Origin of the sequence: Streptomyces palmae (genome assembly GCF_004684805.1) — a bacterium.
In the GTDB taxonomy this organism is placed as follows: domain Bacteria; phylum Actinomycetota; class Actinomycetes; order Streptomycetales; family Streptomycetaceae; genus Streptomyces; species Streptomyces palmae.
In genome coordinates, this window is sequence record NZ_SRID01000457.1 from 1 (window position 1) to 4,893 (window position 4,893).

Annotated in this window: 1 protein-coding gene and 1 pseudogene; both read left to right on the forward strand. The window is 75.5% G+C overall.

Going from position 1 to position 4,893, the window contains the following annotated elements; translation table 11 throughout:
• A pseudogene (locus tag E4099_RS33305) lies at window positions 1-408 on the forward strand (hypothetical protein); the annotation flags it as partial.
• Window positions 409-657: 249 nt separating this feature from the next.
• The coding region (locus E4099_RS29025) for a type VII secretion EssC family protein (RefSeq protein WP_245245280.1) at window positions 658-4,893 on the forward strand (4,236 nt) is incomplete at its 3' end.

Consider the following 4,893-nt stretch of genomic DNA (forward strand, 5'->3'; position numbering starts at 1 on the left):
CCCACGGAGACCACCGCCCCGAGGGACACCGGCCCGCCCGGCTACGGCGAGCGGCGACCGGCGGCACGGCAGAGCTCGCCGGACCGGTACGCGGCGGAACCGACCTCGCCGGCGCCGTCCCCGGAGGAGTCGGGCCCGGACGATCGGGTCTCCCCGGAGCAGACCTCGGTGGTCCGCTACGACCTGGTCCGGCACCCCTCGTCCACCGCGGTCCGGCCCGGCCGCGCGATGCCCGTCGCCCGACCCTCCCTGACTACGGACCCGTCCGACCGGGCCGCGTCGGACGATGACGGCCGCTATGCCGCGTCGCCTCCCGGCAGGGTGGTGCGGGTGCTGCCGATGGGCGTGGGAATGGAACTGACCGGCCTGGGGCTCGCCTTCGTCGGCCTGCGCCTCAGACGCCGCTGACGGCGCGTTGACGTCACATACGCCGCAGGACGATCGGCCTGCGCCTCAGGCGCCTGACGGCTCATCGACCGCATGTACGCCAGGACGATCGGCCTGGACCTCAGGCGCCTGACGGCTCATCCACCGCATGTACGCCAGGACGATCGGCCTGCCCGACAGGCGCCGCCGCCGACCCGCACACGTCACATACGCCCGCCGCGGCGACGATCACCGTCACCGGCAACGGCCTTGCGTGCTGGGTCAATCGGTGTGCGTTCGGTGCCGATGCGCTGCCCCAAGGCCGTCGGCACAGTGGTCTTCGGGGAGTTCAGGATCGATGGGGGGCGGCGCGCGGTGCGGATCGTCTGTGTCGACGACGGTCGCGAGTGGGACGTGGAGGTGCGCCTCGGGCGGCCGGACGCCACCCTCGCGGATCTGGCGGCGGCGGTGGGCATGCCGGGGCACGTACTGGCCGTGGACGGCCGGGTGTCGCCGCCCGGGACACCGCTGAACGAGTCCGGCCTGGTGCACGGGGCGCGGGTGGCCGGCGCCGGCGGCCTCCACGCCGGTGGCCTGCGCAAACCCGTGGCGGTCATGCGGCTCACCGGCGGGCTCGACGCCGGCCGCGCCATCCCGCTGACGGCCGGGCGTACGGTCCTCGGGCGCGGGGCGGAGGCGGACGTCCGGGTGGCGGCCACCGGGGTCTCACGGAACCACGCCGCGTTCGACGTCCGGCCCGACGGCCGGGTCACGGTCACGGACCTCGGCTCGGCCAACGGTACGGACGTCAACGGCGCCCGTACTCGCGGAGCGGTCCCGGTGACCGCCGATGACCTGGTGTCCATCGGCGGTGAACTCCTCGTCCGGGTGCTGCCCGCGGACCGGCTGGGCCCGGTGCAGCGCACCAACGCCGTCCGTGAGGCCGGCCCCGGCGGGACGCTGCCGTTCAACCGGCCGCCGCGCGGCGGGCAGCCGGACCTCAGCCTGCCGATCACAGTCCCCAAGCCGCCGGCCCGTGCGCACAAGGCCCCGTTCAGCGTCGCCGCGCTCCTCGGCCCGCTGGCCTTGGCCGCCGCCACGATCTGGCTCACCGGCGACCCGCGCTACGCGGCCATCGCGGCGCTCACCCCGCTGATGTTCCTGGGCAACTTCGCCGAGGAGCGCCTGCGCGGCAGGTCCGCGCTGCGCCGCGGGACCCGGGAGTACGCCGCCCAGCTGGAGGAGTTCGAGCGGACGGTGGAGCGGCGGCACGCCGAGGAGGTCCGCGTCCGCCGCGCCGCCCACCCCGATCCGTCCGAGGTGCTGTACCGGGCGACGGCCCCCGGCACCGGGCTGTGGGAGCGGCGTACGGCCGCGCCGGACTTCCTCCGAGTGGCGGTCGGCACCGCCGACCTGCCCTGGATACCGCCGCTGGACGGCGATTCCGCCGAGCCGGCGCCGGAGGCCGCGGCCGTCCTCGCGCGCCACGCCGTACTGCGGCAGGTGCCGGTGGTGGTCGGTGTCTCGGCGGGCGAGGCCGTGGGCTTCACGGGCAACCGCAGGGTGTGCCTGGCCGCCGCCCGGTCCCTGCTGTGCCAGGCGGTGGTCGGGAGCGGGCCCGCGGACGTCACGGTGGCGGTCTTCACCGACGCCGACCGGCTCGCCGACTGGGACTGGACGAAGTGGCTGCCGCACGGCGCCGACGTACGGTCCGGCACCACGCGGCTGATCGCGGTCGGCCCCGAGCAGGCCGACATGCTGGCCCAGCACCTGCTCGCCGCGGCGCCGGCCCGGGAGGGCACCTCGCAGCCGGACACCGGACCGGTCCTGCTGGTGGTGGTGGACGGCGCCGCCCTGCTGGAGGGACGCCCCAACCGGCTGCGGGACCTGATCGCGGGCACCGCCGTACGCTGCGGGGCCATCGTCCTGACCACCCGGCTGCCCGCACTGTGCACCTCCGTGGTCACCGCCTCGTCCGAGGGCTTCGGGCAGGTCCGCGACGTGGCCCTGGGTGTCGGCGTGGAGCGGGTGCTGCTGGACGGGCTGCCGGCGTCCGAGGCGCGCGAGGTGGCCCGGGCGCTGGCCCGTTTCGAGGACCCCGAGCTGCGGGTGGAGGGCGCCGGCCTGCCCGACCGGATCTCGCTGCTGCCGCTGCTGGACCTGCCGAGCGTGGACGGCGCCGGGGTGGCCGCGTACTGGAGGAAGCGGGTGCCCGCGCTCCGGGTCCAGGCCGTGCTGGGCGTCACCGAGCGGGACCGGTTCACCATCGACCTGGACGACGACGGCCCACACGCGCTGATCGCCGGAACCACCGGCTCCGGCAAGAGCGAGCTGCTGCGCACGCTCATCGCGAGCATGGCGATCGACGCGGACCCCGAACACCTCACCTTCGCCCTGGTCGACTACAAGGGCGGCGGCGCCCTGGACGAGTGCGCCGCCCTGCCGCACACCGTCGGCCTCGTCACCGACCTCGACGAACAGCTCAGCGAACGCGCCCTGCGCTGCCTGGAGGCCGAACTCCACCACCGCGAACGCCTGCTGCGCGAGACCGGCCTGAGCCATGTGCGCGACTACCAGCGGCTGCGGGACGGCGGGCGCACCGATCTGGAGCCGATGCCGCGGCTGGCCGTGGTCATCGACGAGTTCGCCACGCTGGTCAAGGCGCTCCCCGACTTCGTGGACGCGCTGGTCGGCATCGCGCAGCGCGGACGCAGCCTGGGCGTCCACCTGATCATGGCGACCCAGCGGCCGGCCGGTTCCGTCAACGACGCCATCAAGAACAACGTCAAGCTCCGCATCGCGCTCCGGCTGGAGTCCACCGGAGACTCGCAGGACGTCATCGACGACTCGGCCGCCGCGGGAATCGGCAGCCGCCAGTGGGGACGCGCCTTCTACCGGCTCAGCGCCCGCGAGGTGCTGCCGGTGCAGACCGCCCTGTCCACCGGTGTCACCCCCGAGACGGCCGTGACGGCACCGGTGACCGCGGCTCCCTTCCTGCTCGGCGCGCCGTCCCTCGGGCCGGAAGGGACGGACGCCGAGGGCGAGACCGATCTGCGGCGCCTGGTCGCGGCGGCCCAGCAGGCGTCTGAACTCGCTTGTTTCGACGCCCCGCGCCGCCCCTGGCCGGACCCGCTGCCCGCCGAGATCCGTACCGCCGACCTGCCGGCCGTCGCGGAACGCGGCCTCCAGACGGACACCCCCGGCCTGCCCGTCTACGCCCTCGCCGACGACCCCGAGCGGCAGCGGCAGTACCCGGTCGGCTGGGACCCGGCGGCCGGCAACCTCCTGATCTACGGCAGCGGCGGCTCGGGCACCACCACCGCCCTCACCTCCCTGGCGCTGGCCGTCGCCGGCTCCGTGCCGCCCGACCGGTGCCATCTGTTCGCGCTGGACCTGGGCGCCGGCGACCTGGAGCCGCTGACCGGGCTGCCGCACACCGGGGCGTATGTCGGGTCGGCCGAGCGTGAGCGGCAGATCCGCCTCATCCGGCTGCTGCGCCGGGAACTCGACGAACGCAAGGCACGGGGCGCGGCCACCGGCCCGAACGGGCCGGCCGCGGACTGGCTGGTGCTCCTGGACAACCTGGGGGCGCTCCTGTCGGACTTCGACAAGGACATGGCCGGCATGAACCTCATGGAGGAACTCGCCCGGGTCTACGCCGACGGTCCGGCCGTCGGGATCCGGTTCGCCGTCACCGCGGACCGGGCCGGCGCGGTGCCGGCGGCCTGGTCGGCGCTGACCCAGCAGAAGCTGCTGATGCGGCTGGCCGACCCCGGCGAGTACGGCAACTTCGACGTGCGGCGCCAGGCGGTGCCCACGTATGTGCCCGGCCGCGCGTTGGTCGCCGCGACCAGCCAGGTGGTCCAGATCGCCCTGCCGGGGGAGGACCTTCCGGCCGCGGTCGCCGCCTGCGCCGCGCACTGGCCGGACGCCGTCACCACCGCGCCCCGCGTCGGCCTGCTGCCCGTCGATGTGCCCCTCGCCACCGTGGAGGCCCCCGAGGTGACGGCGGAGCCCTGGTACCTCCCGGTCGGCATGGACGCGGACACCCTGGGCGGTGCGGCCCTGCGGCTGTACGAGCGGGAGCACGCGCTGATCGCGGGGCCGCAGCGGTCGGGCCGCAGCACCGTGCTGACCACCCTCGCCCGCCGGCTGACGGCCCTGGCCGACCCCCCTGCCGTGATCGCCTTCGCCCCCCGCCGCTCGCCCCTGCGCGAGCTGCCCGGGCTCACCGCGCTCGTCACCGACTACGCGGAGCTGGACGATGCCCTCGCCCCGCACGTCGGCCCCACTCTCCTCCTCGTCGACGACGCGGACACGGTCGAGGACGACCAGGGCGTCCTGGAGCGCTGGCTGAACGAGGCCCGGCCCGGCACCCACCTCATCGCCGCCGGCCGCGCCGAGGCCGTACGCCGCGCCTACGGCCACTGGACCCAACGCGCCCGCGAAAGCCGCTGCGGCATCCTCCTCGCCCCCGACCACGACCTCGACGGCGACCTCCTCGGCACCACCCTCCCCCGCCACGAC